Origin of the sequence: Siphonobacter sp. SORGH_AS_0500 (genome assembly GCF_031453245.1) — a bacterium.
Taxonomy (GTDB): Bacteria; Bacteroidota; Bacteroidia; order Cytophagales; family Spirosomataceae; genus Siphonobacter.
In genome coordinates this window covers 116,710-132,578 of sequence record NZ_JAVIYT010000006.1, presented here as the reverse complement: position 1 = coordinate 132,578, position 15,869 = coordinate 116,710, and the positions used below count along the sequence as shown (strand labels likewise).

The following is a 15,869-nucleotide window of genomic DNA, read 5'->3' as shown; positions in this document are numbered from 1 at the left end:
TATGAAAATAATGCTTATTCCTCTGCTGTTGCTGGCAACGGTTGGAGCCACCGCTCAGGTTTACAAGCCCTTACCAGACCAGCCAGAATCTGGTCAACTGACCATCAGTCTGCGTGGTGGCGTGGGCCTGTCTACGGTTGTGGGTCGAGATGCCCACGATAGTTTGTCAACCGGGGGCTCCCCTGGCTACAAGACTGGGTTAACCCTGGGGCTGTGCGTTACGTCCCATCTAAAACCTACGTTCTGGCTCGGACACGAACTCTGGCTTCAGCAGCAGGGGGCTATGGTTCGTCTGAATGACGACAACGGACAATCATACACCAGCCGGTTACGGCTACAGCACCTTACCATTTTTCCGGCCAATTTCACCTGGGTGCAAAGAAGTTTACGGCTGTACGCTGGTCCTTACGTAAGCATGGCATTAGCTGCATCGATCCAACGAAAAGACCCGGCTGGCCATCTGCAAACTGATACCTCGGTATATGGCACCGCTCGTACATTGACTGGTTACGTGTCAAAAATCGATGCCGGATTAGGGCTGGGTCTGGATTACGCCATTGGAAGCCGCTGGACGGTTGGGCTTCGTTTCCAGCGGGGATTAGTACCCATCTGGAACGAGAACACGCTCAATCAAGGGGGGCAGCCAGCCGTTTACAACCAGAACGGAACACTTACGGTGGGGTATCAACTGAGTCACTAGTGACCTAGCGGTCAATCTTTGCTTATTAAACATGAAGACTCGTTCGTAGGCATTTTTTTGTCCTCAGGTCCACCAAACTCATCTTTAGCCCAGTTTAAGGGTTACATCCAGGACAATCAATTTTCTACTTGAGCTTCTATGGCGATAATCCTTCTTCCGTTGCGATGAGCTTTTCTAATTCGTAGATCACCGTGACGGATTGAAGGTTTTCAGATTAAAGCAAACTATTACCCCTGAAGTGCCCTTAGTCCCAATTCCGTTTTGAACAGCTTCTTTATCCAGAAAAAGGGTATGTTTAAAACGTTGGTACACAAGGGCATAAGAGATATCTAACGAAAATCAAGCGTATAAAGGGGGTTAAAAAGACGTCACGTGCCATGGCATTACAGCAACTTTCGTATCTTCTTTTCCAGACTCCTAGCCTGTTTTTGTGCCTGATCCAGGGGTAACCCGGATGGTAAGCCGGGGCGTTTGTGACCTGTTGCCGAAAGCCAGGCGTTCCTTACTATTTGCTGCTGTTCCGTTATTAGTTTTACTAGTTCATCAGCGTTCTTTTTATCGCCTAATGCTTCAGATAAAGACTCAGTTCTGCTTAGTTTTTCGGAATCGTCTTTCACGAGGTACCTCAGCATTTCTCTGGCCATTAACCAATGGCCCAAAGCTCCGGGATGTACACCGTCTTGGGCCAGGTAAAAAGTAGAATCCCGTTTTTTCTGTTGTTCGAGAAACGCCTTCATCGGAAAATGGAGGTCGATTACTTCCCAATGTTGTCGCTCTCGCTGGTTAATCAACCAGTCCGAGTAATCATCTAACACTTGAGCATAACCCGTTGCTCCTCCTCTACCATCATCGTATAAGGGCGGTGTGCTGTGGATGATTCTGGCCCCGGCCTTTTCTACTTCCTGATGCAACCACTCCATTCCCGACTGAAAAGCCTTGAATCGGGAGGAATCGAAAGGCATATAAATACCATCATTCATTCCATAGCAGGCAAAAACCAAATCGGGTTTGATTTGAGTTAATACCCGCTCAAGCCGTTCGTGCAGGTCGGGACGGGGAAATTTTCCATCCGCATGATTGGGCTCAGACAAACCAGAAACCGTTTCACTGGGCAACCCTACATTGATAAACGTATAATTACTTTTGGGGTAATGCATACGCACATAAGCGATCACATCATTCACATATCTGCCGTCGTACGTTATGCTATTCCCCAGGAAAAGCACCCGGCTAACACCTTTAGGTAAAGGCTGAGCCACCGATACGCTTGGGAATAGGAAACAGTAACCTATAAGAAAGATTAATCGGATGGTGCTTTTCATAAATAATAACAATTTTTGATTATTGATAATAACAGATACTTATTAGTCATTTCCTACCCGATTCTACAAAAACTTTGATTAATAAGGGATAACCTTCTGGTAGATTTAAAACAATTTGATGGAATTATGATTAAACATACGAGCTGTAAGTTAAGAAATGAACCTTTCCATTTCTTAATACTTAACACCCATTCCATTTAATTTCAAGGGACACTATTATTATGACTGAGACCGAATCCTCAGAGCAGTTTTTAGCCGGTGGTGGCGAAATGGGTCAATTAATCCGGTCTATGGACTGGTCGAAAACGCCTTTGGGACCCGTTGAAAGCTGGCCCCAAAGTCTTCGAACTTCGGTGAGTTTATGCCTCTCCTCGACCTTCCCTATTTTAATTGCCTGGGGACCCGAAACTATTCAGATTTATAATGATAGCTATAGACCCATCTGCGGAGCCAAGCACCCGGAATCCATGGGTCAGAATTTCAGGATTTGCTGGGAAACGGCCCTGCCCGTCGTAGGTGATAAGTTTACCCGGGGCCAACAGGGCGAAGGGACTTACATCAAGGATCAACGGATGTTCCTGGATCGGTATGGTTATCTGGAAGAATCGTTCATGACTTTCTCGTTTGCTCCCATTCGGGACGAATCCGGCGAGGTAGGTGGCATCTTTCACCCCATTACTGAAACCACCGACAAAATGTTGAGTGCCCGCCGCACGCAGGTACTTCGAGACGTAGCCGCCGCAACGGCCCAGGCAAAAGAAAATGAGGACATCTACAGCAGCATTGCCTCCATTCAGGAAGATTTTAGCCTGGATTTGCCCTATTTGCTTTTTTATGAGCTTGATTCTGAAGCAGGAAAAGCTAGTTTAAAGCAGACCACTGGTTTGAAATCCCATTATCAACTTCCTGAAGAATTATTGGAATTAGATCTCTCGGCTACGGAATGGCTACAGGATTTATCACAAACGCTGACAATTGAAAACGTTGCCGAACGCCTGAGTCTTATTGAAGGCGGTCCTTATGAGGCTGCTCCGCACACCCTGATCCGGCTTCCGATTTTCATTTCCACGAAAGAACAACCCGTTGGATTTTTATTAGCCGGGGTTAGCCCACACCGGGCCATCGATCAGGATTACCTTAACTTCTACGCTCTGCTGGCCAATACCATTAATACGGCGTTCTCTAACGTTAATGCCTACCAGGAAGAACAGAAAAAAGCAGAAGCTCTGGCGGCCATTGATCGGGCTAAAACGGCTTTTTTTAGCAACATTAGTCATGAATTCCGTACGCCCTTAACCCTGATGCTGGGTCCGCTGGAAGAGTTACTTCGGGACGAAAAGGTACTCGAATCTCCTTACAAAGCTCCCGTAGAAGCCACCCATCGGAATGCGTTACGTTTACTCAAACTTGTCAATAACCTGCTGGATTTCAGCCGGATTGAAGCAAATCGGGTGCAGGCCACTTACCGACCCGTTGATCTGGTCGCGTTAACTACCGATTTATCGAGCAGTTTCCGATCCCTGATTGAGCGAGCGGGATTAACGTTCGACGTTCATACGGACCCCATGCCCGCTCCCGTGTATGCGGATGCAGAAATGTGGGAGAAAATTGTTCTGAACCTGCTCTCTAATGCGTTTAAGTATACGCTTGAAGGTAGCGTCAGCGTAGTCTTAACCACTGAAGGCAATCAAGCCGTTTTACACGTAACGGACACGGGCGTAGGTATTCCTGAAAAAGAGTTACCGCACATGTTTGAACGATTCCACCGCGTGGAAAATGCCGGTGGACGTACCTACGAAGGCAGCGGAATTGGGCTTTCGCTGGTGCATGAACTCGTACGTTTGCACGGAGGAACGATCGGCCTAACCAGTGTGGAAGGTCAGGGAACTACCTTCACCGTTCGAATTCCGCTGGGTAAAAATCATTTGCCCACCGATCAGATCGTCGAAGAAAGCTCTATCGTAGGGATCAGTCATCTGGCCGATTCTTTCGTGAAGGAAGCCAGCACCATGCTTGAGGATGACAAACCCGCAAGAGAAGGTTTAGAAGCGAACTCAACCGACGTTGATAAAAACACGCAAATTCTGATTGTCGATGATAATGCCGACATGCGAGCGTATCTGACACGGTTACTAGAGCCTTATTTCACCATTCATACCGCTTTCAACGGAGCCGATGCCCTTGAAAAATTAAGTTACTCCTTACAGCCAGACCTGATCCTTAGTGACATCATGATGCCCGTCATGGACGGGAAAGAGTTGCTGGAAAAACTGAAAAAGAATGCATCAACGGCTCATATTCCGCTGATTTTCCTCTCAGCCCGGGCGGGTCAGGAAGCCCGCATTGACGGACTGGAAGCCGGAGCAGATGATTACCTGGTCAAGCCTTTCTCGGGTCAGGAATTATTGACCAAGGTTAGAGCCCAGATTAACCTTAATCAGTCTCGTCGCCAGATCGAAATTCGTTTACGTAACCTCGTTCAGCAGGCTCCGGTGGCGATGATGCTGGTCAAAGGTGAAGAATTAACCATTGAACTGATCAATCAAACCATGCTTTCGCTCATTCAGCGGGAAAATGATTTAATTGGTCAACCCCTGCTGGAAGCCCTGCCCGAACTAAAAGGGCAGGATTTTGTGGAACGCTGTCGGAAAGTTTATCAAACCGGCGAACCCGATCAGGCCTATGCTCTGGAAATTCCTTTATTAAAAAATGGAATGCTTGAGGTTCGTTATTTCAACCTTCTGTTGTCGCCTTATTATGAAGGTAATAGACAAACGGGTGTGCTGGAAGTTTGTACGGAAGTAACGGATATTATATTGATTAACCGGGCTTTACAGGCCAGCGAAGCCCGCTATCGTGACTTATCGAACGAGCTCGACGAGCAGGTACAGCAACGAACGAAAGAATTGCAGGAATCCGTGTATGATTTACAACGGTCGAACGAACAATTACAGCAATTTGCCTACATCGCTTCGCACGACTTACAGGAACCCCTTCGTAAAATACAGTCGTTCAGTACCTTATTAAAATTACAGCATAGTGAAGATTTAGGCGACAGCATCATCTACCTGGATCGAATGCAAACCGCAGCGGGGCGTATGTCCACGCTGATCCGGGATTTATTGAGTTTCTCGCAAATCACGACCCAGCAGATTTCAGCCCATCCGGTACCTTTGAATGAGGTTCTGCAAACGGTTATCAATGATCTCGAAGTTACCATTCAGGAAGCCTCTGCCCAGATACACGTTTCGAGTCTTCCAACCGTTATGGGGGATGCTTCCCAACTGCATCAGCTTTTTCAGAACCTGTTATCTAACGGCATAAAATTCCGTAAGGACGACGTTTATCCGCAGATCCATGTTCATTCAAAGGTAATTGACCATACCGAGCTACCGACTCTTATTAAACCGACCAAACATACCTCTCATTATTACTGCATCGACGTTACCGATAACGGAATAGGTTTCGATGAGAAATACTTGAAGCGAATTTTCCAGGTTTTCCAACGTTTACACGGCAAGACTGAGTTCGCGGGTACTGGAGTGGGCTTAGCCATTTGCGAAAAAGTAGCCGCCAACCACGGCGGTGCTATTACTGCCAAAAGTCAATTAGAGCAGGGTTCTACGTTTCGCGTGTTCTTACCCAAGTAATAAGTTTTCAATAAAAAACCCGGTTCAGCGTAAGACCTGAACCGGGTTTTTTATTGAAAATCTATTCAACTGCATGATGAGTGACAACATCAATTCCAATTCCATTGGGATCCGTAAAGGCAAAGTGACGGTCACCCCAGGGTTCGTCTCGCAACTCAATAACAATCGGGATCTTCAGATCTTTGATTTTCTCGTATGCTTCGTCTACGTTAGGCACTTCCAGTGTTAGGAAAACACCTTTACCGTCAAATTCAGGATGAAATAAAGGATGTTGCGAAGGATGCTCCGGTAGCATAAAGCTGATTTCGGCTTTGCGGTCAGGCGTATGCATAAGCACGAAAAAATCGTTTTCGAACGTAATCCCAAACTGAAAAACTTCCTGATAAAAACGTTTCGTCTCGGCTAAGCGGGAAGTAATAATTCCGGCGTTCATTTTGATAGACATATCCATTTGCGTTTTAGTGAGAATGGATCCAAAGGTCTACCCCATCCATGACAGCCTTATGTCAGCAGGAATGACTTCCTTGTGAATTTATTTGAATACTTCTCTCGCGTTTCGCTTATGGAACGGTTATTTCCATTACGGCACTATTTCACCCACCAGTAATAACTTCCCTGCATAACAGGCATTTTCCTGAAAGCGTGACGGATCATTCATAACCTGGTTTCGGGTCTTAAGAATGGCGGCTTTATCCACTTTTTCGTCCGAAACTTTAAATCGAATCACATGCGTCTAATTCGGCGATGTAGGGACAACGAAGAAATTCGAGCGATAATCTGTACAATAAGCATCGAACCGGGAAATGGTTTGTTTGAAGTCCTGATCCACTTCCATACTATACTGACCCGTTCCCGGACCCATCACATCATACAACCCGCAAGCCAGACCTTTCATTTTTACTTCCAGATAATCACCCGGCGTGCTGGATTTTATTAAGCTCGAAAACCGCTGCTGCAAAGCCAAAGCCACGGAATCCGTATCGGGAGTAATTGTCGTCCAGTTCCCCTGTTTTTTCAATTCGTCCACTGCGATCATACGGGCCGCTTCCCAGTTATCATTCACGTAAGGTTTAGCTAAAGCCCGCTTTTGTGGCGTTACTTTCAGGTCCGCCATTTGCTTCAAAGCTTTTGCCAGGGCTTCCGTATATAACCGATGCCCTGTTTCGGGATAAGGATGCACGTTATCGGCTGAAAACACAATTTTGTCCGGTGCATCTTCGGGTTTGCCTTTGAAAATCAGCTTACCTTGCTGGGCCAAAGCTGCCACCTCCAGCCCCAGACAAACGCTGGGAATTCCATAATATTCCGCAATTTGTTCCATGGCTAAAGCCGAAGCTGGCAGTTTTCCCTGCTGGTAAGTTGGGGCCAGATCTGCCGTTAAGGTGTATACGAAACAGAGATCGGTATGAGGATTTTGCCGCCAGGTTTTTCGAACGATTCCTTCCATGGCTTTGTAAATCTGCTCTGGCTTTTTACCGTTATCGTTTACAGCAAATTCTACGAAAACCAAATCAGGATTCTGATCGAGCACCTGAGTTTGCACCCGAAAAACACCTAAATCCGAGCCCGTTCCTCCAACTCCCGCATTAATCTGCCGAAAGGGAACCTGCGGATAGGTTTTCTGTAACCAACTCAGTGACTGCTCCCGCCAGCCTTTTCCGGCTTCAGTAATGCTACCACCTAGGTATCCTACCATGATCGGCTTTCCAGCTTTTATTTTTTCAAAAAAGAAAGGTAACCCTTCCCTGGCACGAAGTAGCGTGGCATTTTCCAATGCACTTTTTTGGGAGAATACCAAGGTCGGAAAACAGAAGAAAAGCGTAATGATTCTCAGCAATGACTTCATAGGTAACTAGTTTTTTCGGTTGCCTAAACCTACGTAATGAATCATAGCAATGACTATTTTACTAATGGTAAGTTGATTTTAGAAAAATAATTTTTAGTAATCATCTATTTTACAGAGCAATAGCACAACAAGAAGTGTTAACAGTATTATTAATCTACCATTTCTATAGATTTTATTTGTTTTATTAAATTCCCCTACTTTACTTTGCATTGTCTTCAATTACCATTGGTAGTTGGGGCTTATACAGAAAGGAGGAGAGACAGGCTCGACGAATCCTTAGCAACTTTCCGACGCGGAATCAGTGCTAACCTGCCTAACATTTTTAGGAACTATAAACCCCATATGCCATGTCATTCCTCCCCAATCTAAGGAACCGATCGGCCTGCTCATTACTGATGAGTTAAGGCTTTCTCTCGTTTGTCACGAGACTCAGTTTCATTTCATTACCAAGCGTCGCTCAGGTTTATTTGATACCTGTGCTCCTTATGTGTCCATTCATTCACCCTTCATCAGCTCTTTTATACCATGAGTATTTATTTAGATAACTCCGCGACTACCGCTTTGTCTCCTGCTGTTCTGGAAGCCATCATACCCTATTTTACGCAACATTTTGGCAACGCCTCTTCGAATCACTGGGCGGGCCGGGAAGCGAAAAAAGTAATTCAATCGAGTCGTCGGCAAATTGCTGATTTACTGAACATTACTCCCGAAGAAATTATCTTTACTTCTGGCGGTACCGAAGCTGACAATTTTGCTTTAAAAAGTAGCATTCAGCACTTTAACATCCGCCACGTCCTTACTTCGAAGATTGAACATAAAGCCGTGCTTTTGCCGCTGAAACAGTTGGAACAGGCGGGGCTCATTCAAGTTCATTACGTCCAGTTAGACGAGCAGGGTCGGGTATCCATTCCTGATTTAACCCAGTGGCTGGAGAAGCATCCCAACGGACTCGTCAGCCTCATGCACGCCAATAACGAACTAGGTACGCTTTTGGATTTGGAAGAAGTGCATTCGTTAACTCAACACTACGGAGCTTATTTCCATACGGATACCGTTCAAAGCATCGGTAAAGTGCCCGTAAACCTGCATGCGGTTGATTTTGCGACGGCTTCGGCTCATAAATTTCGTGGTCCTAAAGGCGTAGGATTTTTGTTTGCCCGTCAGGGACACCGATTGCCCGCCTTTATCAGCGGCGGCGGACAGGAAGGGGGGCAACGCGGAGGAACCGAAAATATTCCCGGCATTGTGGGATTAACTAAGGCTCTGGAGCTGGCGATAACCCATCAAACGCAGAACATCGCCCATCTGAATTCATTGAAACAACAGTTCATCGACGAAATCCAACGGCAAATCCCCGGGGTTTTGTTTAATGGTCGATGTCAAAGCCTCGAGGAAAGTTTACCCGGATTAATTAACGTCGCCTTCCCTATTCTCGACGGCCCCTGCTCATTGGTAGAAGCCCTGGATGCTCGCGGCATTGCCGTCTCCGGTGGTAGTGCCTGTTCCAATCTCGCCGGAGGCTCACACGTACTACAGGAAATTCCCACCAGTTTTGGGAAAGAAAACGTTCGTTTCTCCTTCGGAGCGGATAATACGTTTGAAGAAATCAACGAAGTCTTGTCTATCCTTAGTGAATTGTATCAGACTGAGGAAGTTAGTCTGGCTTCGTAAAGCATTCCCAGTTTGAAAACATCTTCGAAGAAAAGCTGCCAACTCTTATGCTGGCAGCTTTTCTTTTTTAACAAATGCTCCAAACATCTGTCATTCAGAATGTCCCCGGATTTCATCCGGGGACACTTAAATGACTTCTAACTACTTTATCATCAGCGTCTGTCATCTAGAGCGAAGCAAAGGATCTTCCTTTTCTCCCGAGTATTTTGTCGTCAGTAAAACAGTCTGGTTATCATCGTGCTGAGGCACATTCTAAGCTATCGTTCTAAAGAATAAGCAAACCCCCCGCCCATTTCTTGGCGGGGGACAAAGAAACTAACTCAACTTCCTAAATTACAAACTTATATACTCAAGCAAGTTCTTGATCCATTCGAAAAAGCAGCGACGGAAACTACCCATCAATGGATAGTAATGCTTTTAATACCCTCTTCCAAAGCAACTTCTTTTCCGACAATGGCCTGCCCTTCTGCTCGAAAAACGCCCATCACTTCAATGCCAATTGACGTTAAAAAGAAACGCACGTACGTATCAATGAAATCATACGGCTTGAGTTCTCCTTTGGAATAAACACCTCCCGAGGTGATGGCCAGATAAGCCTTTTTGTTTTTCAGAAGTCCTTCGGGAAGTAAACCATTACCCGTGTAGTGGAACGTGATTCCGGCTCTGGTTATGTGATCAAAATAGGCCTTTAATGTAGACGTGATGTTGAAATTATACATGGGAGCTTCCATAATAATGATGTCACTTTCCATTAATTCCGCAACGGCATCATCCGAATACTTGATGCTTTGCTCCTGCTCCGGTGAGAGATTTTCTTTAGGCGTAAAAAAGGCATTAATATGCGATTCATCCAGATGAGGAGCGGGTTCTTTATATAAATCGCGAACCTTTACCTGATTGATTGGATATTTTTCCTGAACCTCTTTCAAAATAGCAGCTCCCAGTTTTCGACTGACTGAGGCTTCATCCTGAGGACTGGAAATAATATGCAGTATATTTTTCATTTGCTTCGAATTATATGATGATCGCAAATGTATTTATATTAACTACGCAAAAACTAGTACTAAACAAAACCTTAGCAGTAAGGTTTATATTACTATACTATCTGAAAAGAAGATGAACGATCCCCTAATATTTTACTCCGAAACGCAGTGTGCCCAGAATTTAGCGGCCGTAGAAGATGCTATTTATGTATTAGGTGGCAAGTGGAAACTCCGCATCATTATCGCTTTAGTAAGCGGATACACCCGATTCAATGAATTACAACGAACCATCAAGGGCATTTCGGCTACGGTCCTTTCCAGTGAATTGAAGGCTCTGGAACAAAATGGATTAGTAAAACGAGTCGTGCATGCAGAAAACATACCGGTCATTGTTGAATACCAACCCACCGAATACGCCGAGACGCTGAAAGAGCTTGTAAACGTGCTGGGAGAATGGGGGAAGAACCATCGCCAAAAAATCACGCAATTGTAGAGGAAGCAGAACGATTTAAACCTTGAGAGTTCCTTCACTAGTGGATCAATTCACTTAGCCCCCCATCCATGCATAGCTCGTGGGATGTTTTGGAAGAAAAACTTAGAATAAGAAAAAACACCCGCTGAGTGATCAGCGGGTGTTTTTTCTATTATTAAATCTTAAAAATTAATTATACCCTGGATTTTGGTACATTTTCTCAGGATTCAACTTGTTTTCGTCGAAAGGAATAGGGTAATATATATCCTTTGTTCCGAAGTTGGAAAGCTTGGCAATACCAAAATCAGCCTGCGACTTGCTTTTCATGTAACTAACCAGTTCCTGAGCAGTAAAGGTGCGAAGCAGATCAAACCAGCGTTGGTGTTCAAAGGCTAATTCTACCCGACGTTCGTGTAAAATGGCCAATTTCAATGTCGGATATTTTGACTTATACGTCGCATCGTTCTGCATGTTCTGATACGTCGGACGGCCCGCCCGTTCCCGCACCATGTTCAGGTACTGAATCGCGGTAGCCTCATCACCCAGGTATTGATGCACTTCCGCCAGCATTAGAATTACATCGGCGTAACGTAGTAAAATCCAGTCGTTACCACCGTATCCCAACGTACTTGCCGCCGAACTGGCATCGCGATACTTGGTGATGAACCAGTCTTTGACCGAAGCATCATTGGCAAATTTTATGGAAAAATCTTTCCGAAGATCGCCCTCTTCGTATTCCTTCACTAAATCCATTGTCACATTTCCTCCAACGCCCGTGCCAGGTTTCAGAGAGTTAATCGTCTCACCTTTCGCCTGGTTATTAGCCGCAATGCTGGAAGAATAGGTAACATCTCCCTGACGGTTTACAATCTGCCAGATAATCTCGGAATTGGTAGACTTTTTAGCTACGTCAAACACATCCGTATAAGGAATATCCTTCAGTTGGCTGAACGCTTTTTTGTTATAGGCTTCCATCAAATACGTCTTCGCCAAGTTCAGATTCGTGGTACGGTTGGTCTGATCCAGCGTTGTTGCCATGGTCAGATATACTTTACCCAACAAAGCATTAATTGCTACTTTAGATGTGTGCCCTTTGGAAGACGACGGCTGATGATCGGGCAATGTGCTACCCGCCGCATCCTTTAAATCACTAACGATTTGCTCGTAGACTTTCTCTTTTTTTTCACGGAAGGTATGTTCATCCACCTCCGCCTTGGTTTTCAACTGACGTAACACCAGAGGAACATCTCCCCATTTACGAACCAGTTGAAAGTAAAGAAACGCCCGCACGAATTTTACTTCCGCCTGGTAGTTCACCTTCGTGGCCGGATCGGAATAGCTTACTTTATCGACGTTATCCAGCACTAGGTTACAGCGGGAAATAGCCTCGTATAAAGCCAGCCAGTGGTTTTTCAGATAGGTATTACTGGGTAACAGCGAGAAATCGTTGAATTGAAAGGGCTCTCCGGCGTTCGACTGGCTATCATTTCGTCCGGTATCGTCGGAGCGTTCGTCGGTAAATAAACCGCTGTTTTCTCCTACTGTATTCGAGCTGCGAAGGGATTGATACACCCCGTTCACGGCCAGTTTTACGTCGTTTTCAGACTGGAAATAAATCTCGGTTGGAACCGCGTTGGGATCGTATTCCACCACAAAATTTTTAGTACACGAGCCCAGCGACAATAAGGTCACCAAGCTGGCCATCTGTATAAATCGTTTATTCATGATTGTCGTTCGTTAAGAAAAAGAGCCTGTCTTTTTCGGAATTAGAAGCTCAGTTTTACCCCCACGTTATACCCACGAACCAGCGGGTACTTGCCGTAATCCACGCCGGGCGTCAGGTTAGCTCCGTTGTTGTAGTCCACTTCCGGGTTATAGCCTTTGTACTTCGTCAGTGTAAAGGCATTATCCACCGAAACATACACGCGGGCATTGCTTAACCCACGTTCAGTGAACCATTTAGCAGGTAAAGTATACCCCAGCATCAGGTTTGTACAACGCAGGAATGAACCGTCCTGTAAATAGAAAGTAGACAGACGCGTACTGTTACTTTGGGTACCTCCGCGAGCGGCCCGGTATACCTGACCATTCCCCGGCTGAGCTTCCGAACGGTACCGATCTTTCACAACGGAATACTGATTACCTGAACCTTCCATATTGAACAGGTAATAATCCTGACCGTCAAGTACCTGGTTACCGTATGAACCGTTGAAAGAAGAGCTAAAATCAAAGCTTTTGTAAGTCGCACTGATCGCAAAACCGTAGGTAAACTTCGGGTAAGGCGTACCAATGACGGTTTTATCCGCATCGTTCACGACACCATCGCCGTTAACATCTTCGAAGTATAAATCGCCGGGTTGCAACGGGTTGCTTGAAGCCGTAGAACGAGCCGGGCCTTTGATCTGATAACCAGCGGGGAAAGACTGCGTAGCGGAATTATACTGAGCATTATCAGCCGCCAGATTTTCCATGTCCGACTCACGCACCATACCCTTTACCTTGAATCCGTAGAACATCCCGATGGGCTGCCCTTCCTGCGTAATGTGGGTCAGGTATGAACGCTCAGCTCCGTTGGTAATAATCGTACTGGCACCGCCCATGTTCAATACTTTGTTGCGGTTAATGGAGATGTTACCACTAGCGTTCAGCTTGAAATCAGGCGTAGAAATCACGCGGGCATCCAGTTGAAAATCCCAGCCTTTGTTCTGCACACGGGAATCCCGAAGGTTGGTTAACATCGTAGCGGCACCCGAAACCGCCGATAGGGGCTGATTGAAAAGCAGGTTGAACGAACGGCTCACGTAATAGTTCGCGATAACGAAGAGTCGGTTATTGAACAACCCGGCATCTAGCCCGAGGTTATACTGCGAAGTCGATTCCCAACCCAGACGGGCATCCCGAATGGCATTGGACCAGATGGCTGATTCGATGGTATTATTTCCAAACACTACGCCACCCGGACTATTCATCACCTGCTGGAAGCTGTAGTTACCAATGTTGTTGTTACCGCTCAAACCCCAGCTTGCCCGTAATTTCAGCGAAGAATTCGCTCCTAACCAGTTGTCATAGAAAGTCTCTTTCGAGATATTCCAGCCACCGGATACTGAGGGAAACACGCCCCATTTGTTCAGCGGACCAAAACGGGAAGAACCGTCCTGACGGAATGACCCCGTTAAGAAATACTTCTCGTCGAAATTATAGCCCACACGAGCCAGGTACGAAAGCAGCGTCCAGGTGTACTTACCAGAACTGGAGTTCAGGGTAAAGAGTGAAGGATCGGCTCCCTTGCCCGTAATTTCCTGAATGCGGTCATTCTGGAAACCTCGGGCCGTCAGGCTAATCTGGTCACTCTGAAACTTTTGAGCCGTATAACCCGCCAAAGCGTCGATGCTATGTTTCCCTATTTTCTTGCTGTAATTCAGCGTAAACTCGGCCAGTCGATCCACCTGCGTCAGTGTTTGAGCCGTGGCTGTAGCTGCTGCAATCGCCTGGGGCGAACCGGGAGCATAGTTGCCGCTACTCAAGCTCGTGGGCAGGTAAAACTCGTACTTCTCGTTATAGGTCAGCATGCCCAGGTTAATCTTGGCATTGAAGCCCGGCAGAATTTCGTAAGTCGCATTCCCATTATATGTACTGCGTAAACCCTTGCGACGAATGATCGTCTCGGACGCCAGAGCCACCGGGTTTTCGATCGTCTGATAGGCGTACAAAGGAGCCTGAGACGAAGCTTCAAATTTGGAGAAAGAGCCGTCTTCATTATATGCCCTGAAAATAGGCATGTAGATAAGAGCCCCTAAAATAGGCCCCTGGTTGAACCGCCCTTCCTGAACTTCCCGGTTTTGGTTGGAAGTCAAAGCCAGGTTCACTCCTACTTTCAGACGCTTATTCAACTGAGCATCCACATTCGTACGCAAGTTCAGTCGTTCCTGACCCGTAGTTACGATAATTCCCTGCTGGTTCATGTAACCGCCGCTGATGGCATAACGCACGTCTTTGGTTCCGCCCGAAAACGTCAGGTTATGGCGTTGTACGGAAGCCAGTCGATACAGCTCGTCCTGCCAGTCGGTGTTATACTTGGGCTTAATCATCGTCTGACTGGCAAAGTCATAAAGATCCGTCGGAATGCTGAACGTGTTGGAGTTACTGCCGCTTCCTACTTTCGTGATACGCGTAGCATTATCATCCGAAAACATGCCATCATTCCAGGATTTACCCGCATTACGGATCAGATCCCGATAGGTATTGTTTCGACCGTCAATCAACAGTTGAGCAAACTCTTCACTGTTAAGCAATTTCACTTTCTTGCTCAACTGATTCAGACCATACTGGAAATCATAATCCAGGCGACCTTTGCCTTCCTTCCCGCGTTTGGTCGTAATCAGTACAACCCCGCCCGAAGCCCGTGAACCATAAATGGCTGCCGACGCGGCATCTTTCAGAATGTCAATCGACTCAATATCGTTGGGGTTAATGAACACGTCATTCCCCGCCGGATAGCCGTCAATGACGTATAGAGGATCAGAGCTGGCGTTGATTGAACCGACCCCACGCACCCGAATTTTCGTGCTATTGTAAGGAGCACCGCTCACCTGTGAAATCTGAACGCCTGCTACTTTACCCACCAGAGCCTGTCCAACGGTTGGCGTGCTGAGGTTAAGTTCTTTGGCTTTGACACTGGAAATAGCCCCGGTTACGTCGCTTTTCCGAACGGTTTGGTAACCCACCGCCACAACTTCGTTCAACTGACTGGCACTTTCCTGAAGAATGACATCAATAACCTGCTGATTTCCAACCGATACTTCCTGTGATTCGTACCCAATGAAGGAGAAAACCAGTTTGCTGTTAGGCTCTACCTCCAGCGTATATTTTCCAATGGCGTCGGTAATGGTTCCGCGATTGGTGCCTTTGTTTGAAACGGTCACCCCGGGAATTGGCTCATTTTTTTCATCCCGAACAATACCCGTCACGCGGATTAAGGCACGAGGCTGGTGAATGCCTTCCAGCAAAGGATGAACATTCGCCACTGCTACTTCTACGGTTGCACCCGCCAGTACCGACAGCGAAGCCACGGTAAGCGAGGTCTTTCGAATCGTTTTTAATAGACGTTTTTGCATGAAAAAAAATGTTGAAATATGGTTAGAAACAGGGTAAAGCAATTCCTGCCTGACAGACGTCTGCCAGGAATTGACGAACTATAGATCGAATGAGTATTAGATTTTGAAGTA

General features: G+C 46.3%; 11 protein-coding genes and 1 riboswitch. Of the genes, 4 read left to right on the top strand and 7 right to left on the bottom strand.

From position 1 onward, the window contains the following. Position 1: 1 nt before the first annotated feature. A complete protein-coding gene (locus QE357_RS22150) occupies positions 2–700 on the top strand; it encodes a porin family protein (RefSeq protein ID WP_309712580.1) in 699 nt (232 codons plus the stop codon). A 383-nt stretch (positions 701–1,083) separates the two neighbouring features. On the opposite strand, the gene QE357_RS22145 is transcribed toward QE357_RS22150, so the two are convergent. Continuing rightward, the gene (locus QE357_RS22145) at positions 1,084–2,022 is read right to left on the bottom strand and encodes an SGNH/GDSL hydrolase family protein (protein ID WP_106638393.1); all 939 of its coding nucleotides are present in this window, start codon (positions 2,020–2,022) and stop codon (positions 1,084–1,086) included. Between the two features lie 221 nt (positions 2,023–2,243). On the opposite strand from QE357_RS22145, the gene QE357_RS22140 reads away from it, so the two are divergent. Beyond that, complete coding sequence (locus QE357_RS22140) at positions 2,244–5,672, top strand: ATP-binding protein (RefSeq protein ID WP_309712576.1); 3,429 nt, start codon at positions 2,244–2,246, stop codon at positions 5,670–5,672. A 61-nt stretch (positions 5,673–5,733) separates the two neighbouring features. Here QE357_RS22140 and QE357_RS22135 read toward each other — a convergent pair whose 3' ends face one another. From QE357_RS22135 to QE357_RS22125, 3 genes are all read right to left on the bottom strand, one after another. Beyond that, on the bottom strand, positions 5,734–6,117 hold the full coding sequence (locus QE357_RS22135; RefSeq protein WP_309712573.1) for a VOC family protein: 384 nt from the start codon (positions 6,115–6,117) through the stop codon (positions 5,734–5,736). 135 nt (positions 6,118–6,252) lie between these two features. Beyond that, a complete protein-coding gene (locus QE357_RS22130; RefSeq protein WP_309712570.1) occupies positions 6,253–6,399 on the bottom strand; it encodes a hypothetical protein in 147 nt (48 codons plus the stop codon). Between the two features lie 6 nt (positions 6,400–6,405). Then, a complete protein-coding gene (locus tag QE357_RS22125; protein WP_309712567.1) occupies positions 6,406–7,518 on the bottom strand; it encodes an SGNH/GDSL hydrolase family protein in 1,113 nt (370 codons plus the stop codon). Positions 7,519–7,754: 236 nt separating this feature from the next. Continuing rightward, a riboswitch (SAM riboswitch) is annotated at positions 7,755–7,856 on the top strand. A gap of 187 nt (positions 7,857–8,043) precedes the next feature. Here QE357_RS22125 and QE357_RS22120 point away from each other — a divergent pair. Beyond that, positions 8,044–9,189 (top strand): cysteine desulfurase family protein, encoded by a 1,146-nt coding sequence (locus QE357_RS22120; RefSeq protein ID WP_309712565.1) that lies wholly within the window; start codon positions 8,044–8,046, stop codon positions 9,187–9,189. Between the two features lie 398 nt (positions 9,190–9,587). On the opposite strand, the gene QE357_RS22115 is transcribed toward QE357_RS22120, so the two are convergent. Next, positions 9,588–10,193 (bottom strand): NAD(P)H-dependent oxidoreductase, encoded by a 606-nt coding sequence (locus QE357_RS22115; protein ID WP_309712562.1) that lies wholly within the window; start codon positions 10,191–10,193, stop codon positions 9,588–9,590. A gap of 112 nt (positions 10,194–10,305) precedes the next feature. On the opposite strand from QE357_RS22115, the gene QE357_RS22110 reads away from it, so the two are divergent. Continuing rightward, entirely contained in the window at positions 10,306–10,665 is a 360-nt protein-coding gene (locus tag QE357_RS22110; RefSeq protein ID WP_309712559.1) for a helix-turn-helix domain-containing protein, read from the top strand. Between the two features lie 168 nt (positions 10,666–10,833). On the opposite strand, the gene QE357_RS22105 is transcribed toward QE357_RS22110, so the two are convergent. After that, on the bottom strand, positions 10,834–12,369 hold the full coding sequence (locus QE357_RS22105) for a RagB/SusD family nutrient uptake outer membrane protein (protein ID WP_309712556.1): 1,536 nt from the start codon (positions 12,367–12,369) through the stop codon (positions 10,834–10,836). Between the two features lie 41 nt (positions 12,370–12,410). Beyond that, positions 12,411–15,758, bottom strand: a complete 3,348-nt coding sequence (locus QE357_RS22100; RefSeq protein ID WP_309712553.1) for a TonB-dependent receptor — start codon at positions 15,756–15,758, stop codon at positions 12,411–12,413. Positions 15,759–15,869: the final 111 nt, after the last annotated feature.

What these genes read in the sequence shown, in the direction of transcription:
- QE357_RS22150 (WP_309712580.1), top strand. Translation starts at nt 2, where the DNA reads ATGAAAATAATGCTTATTCCTCTGCTGTTGCTGGCAACGGTTGGAGCC.
- QE357_RS22145 (WP_106638393.1), bottom strand. Translation starts at nt 2,022, where the DNA reads ATGAAAAGCACCATCCGATTAATCTTTCTTATAGGTTACTGTTTCCTA.
- QE357_RS22140 (WP_309712576.1), top strand. Translation starts at nt 2,244, where the DNA reads ATGACTGAGACCGAATCCTCAGAGCAGTTTTTAGCCGGTGGTGGCGAA.
- QE357_RS22135 (WP_309712573.1), bottom strand. Translation starts at nt 6,117, where the DNA reads ATGTCTATCAAAATGAACGCCGGAATTATTACTTCCCGCTTAGCCGAG.
- QE357_RS22125 (WP_309712567.1), bottom strand. Translation starts at nt 7,518, where the DNA reads ATGAAGTCATTGCTGAGAATCATTACGCTTTTCTTCTGTTTTCCGACC.
- QE357_RS22120 (WP_309712565.1), top strand. Translation starts at nt 8,044, where the DNA reads ATGAGTATTTATTTAGATAACTCCGCGACTACCGCTTTGTCTCCTGCT.
- QE357_RS22115 (WP_309712562.1), bottom strand. Translation starts at nt 10,193, where the DNA reads ATGAAAAATATACTGCATATTATTTCCAGTCCTCAGGATGAAGCCTCA.
- QE357_RS22110 (WP_309712559.1), top strand. Translation starts at nt 10,306, where the DNA reads ATGAACGATCCCCTAATATTTTACTCCGAAACGCAGTGTGCCCAGAAT.
- QE357_RS22105 (WP_309712556.1), bottom strand. Translation starts at nt 12,369, where the DNA reads ATGAATAAACGATTTATACAGATGGCCAGCTTGGTGACCTTATTGTCG.
- QE357_RS22100 (WP_309712553.1), bottom strand. Translation starts at nt 15,758, where the DNA reads ATGCAAAAACGTCTATTAAAAACGATTCGAAAGACCTCGCTTACCGTG.